Annotated in this window: 1 rRNA gene; it reads left to right on the top strand. The window is 53.6% G+C overall.

Going from position 1 to position 2,604, the window contains the following annotated elements:
• Positions 1-2,604: ribosomal RNA gene (locus tag AXX12_RS18660) — 23S ribosomal RNA — on the top strand; the annotation flags it as partial.

The following is a 2,604-nucleotide window of genomic DNA, read 5'->3' as shown; positions in this document are numbered from 1 at the left end:
AGCAGCAATGCTTCTGGGGTTGAGGACCGGCATAATTCGAGTCAGGTCTAGTCGAACTACCTGGAAAGGTAGGCCATAGCGCGTAAAAGCCGCGTAGGCGAAAGGCAGAGCTCGATGGCTGGAATCCAGAGTACCACGGGACACGAGAAACCCTGTGGGAAGCAGGGGGGACCACCCTCCAAGGCTAAATACTCGTTGGCGACCGATAGCGCATAGTACCGTGAGGGAAAGGTGAAAAGCACCCCGGGAGGGGAGTGAAAGAGAACCTGAAACCGTATGTCTACAAACAGTCAAAGACCGCAAGGTCGATGGCGTGCCTATTGAAGAATGAACCGGCGAGTTACAGGTACTAGCGAGGTTAAGTGGGAAACACGGAGCCGAAGCGAAAGCGAGTCTGAATAGGGCGTATAGTTAGTATTTGTAGACCCGAAACCGTAGTGATCTATCCATGGCCAGGGTGAAACGTAGGTAAAATTACGTGGAGGCCCGAACTCGTGAGCGTTGAAAAGCTTTGGGATGAGTTGTGGATAGGGGTGAAAAGCCAATCGAACACGGAGATAGCTGGTTCTCCCCGAAATAGCTTTAGGGCTAGCCTCAAGGCAAGACTATAGACGGTAGAGCTCTGATCGGGCTAGGGGCCCTTTGGGTTACCGAACCCAGTCAAACTGCGAATGACTATAGTTATCCTTGGGAGTCAGACTGCGAGTGCTAAGATCCGTAGTCAAGAGGGAAACAGCCCAGACCATCAGCTAAGGTCCCCAATGCCGTGCTAAGTGGCAAAGGATGTGGAACTTCACAAACAACCAGGATGTTGGCTTAGAAGCAGCCACCATTGAAAGAGTGCGTAATAGCTCACTGGTCGAGAGGTTCTGCGCCGAAGATGTCCGGGGCTCAAGCACGGAACCGAAGCTATGGCAAGTTCTAACGAACTTGGGTAGGGGAGCGTTCTTATTGGATTGAAGCGGTACCGTAAGGATCCGTGGACTGGTAAGAAGAGAGAATGCCGGTATGAGTAGCGAAAAGACAAGTGAGAATCTTGTCCACCGAAAGCCTAAGGTTTCCTGAGGAAGGCTCGTCCGCTCAGGGTAAGTCGGGACCTAAGCCGAGGCGTAGATGCGTAGGCGATGGACAACTGGTTGATATTCCAGTACCGCTTTAAGTCGTTTGAGTGATGGAGTGACACAGTAGGGTAGGCAATCGCGAGGATGGAAATTCGCGTCTAAGCTTGTAGGGTGTTGTGTAGGCAAATCCGCACAACTGGAACCTGAGAAGTGATGGGTAGCTGTCCGTGAGGACGGCGAACTTGTTGATCCCAGACTGTCAAGAAAAGCTTCTAGCGAGACAAGAGGCGCCCGTACCGCAAACCGACACAGGTAGGCGGGGAGAGAATCCTAAGGTGCGCGGGAAAACCCTCGTTAAGGAACTCGGCAAAATGTCCCCGTAACTTCGGGAAAAGGGGAGCCTGTCGGTGTGTAGGTCAGAAACGACCGAAGCATGGGCAGGTTGCAAAAAAGAGGCCCAAGCGACTGTTTACCACAAACACAGGTGCCTGCTAAAGCGAAAGCTGACGTATAGGTGCTGACACCTGCCCGGTGCCGGAAGGTTAAGGGGAGCGGTAAGGCGCAAGCCGAAGCTGTGAACTGAAGCCCCGGTAAACGGCGGCCGTAACTATAACGGTCCTAAGGTAGCGAAATTCCTTGTCGGGTAAGTTCCGACCCGCACGAAAGGTGTAACGACTTGGGCACTGTCTCAACGAGGGACCCGGTGAAATTGAAGTACCTGTGAAGATGCAGGTTACCCGCGACTGGACAGAAAGACCCCATGGAGCTTTACTGTAACCTGACATTGGATTCTGGTGAATGACGTACAGGATAGGTGGGAGACTGAGAAGCTGGGACGCAAGTCTCGGTGGAGTCACCCTTGGGATACCACCCTTCATTCACTGGAATTCTAACTGAAGTAGTAACGACACTCAGGACCGTGTCAGGCGGGCAGTTTGACTGGGGCGGTCGCCTCCGAAAGAGTAACGGAGGCGCCCAAAGGTTCCCTCAGCGCGGTTGGAAATCGCGCGCAGAGTGTAAAGGCAGAAGGGAGCTTGACTGCGAGACAGACAAGTCGAGCAGGGACGAAAGTCGGGCTTAGTGATCCGGTGGCGCCGAGTGGAAGGGCCATCGCTCAACGGATAAAAGCTACCCTGGGGATAACAGGCTTATCTCCCCCAAGAGTCCATATCGACGGGGAGGTTTGGCACCTCGATGTCGGCTCATCACATCCTGGGGCTGAAGTAGGTCCCAAGGGTTGGGCTGTTCGCCCATTAAAGTGGTACGTGAGCTGGGTTCAGAACGTCGTGAGACAGTTCGGTCCCTATCCATCGCGGGCGCAAGAGACTTGAAGGGAGCTGCTCCTAGTACGAGAGGACCGGAGTGGACGAACCGCTGGTGTACCAGTTATCCCGCCAGGGGTACAGCTGGGTAGCTACGTTCGGAACGGATAAACGCTGAAAGCATCTAAGCGTGAAACCGGCCTTAAGATGAGGTCTCTCATTCTAACGAAGTAAGACCCCTTGTAGATGACAAGGTTGATAGGCCAGGTGTGGAAGTCCTG

Origin of the sequence: Anaerosporomusa subterranea, from assembly GCF_001611555.1 — a bacterium.
Lineage (GTDB): Bacteria > Bacillota > Negativicutes > Sporomusales > Acetonemataceae > Anaerosporomusa > Anaerosporomusa subterranea.
This window is presented reverse-complemented; position numbering and strand designations above follow the sequence as displayed.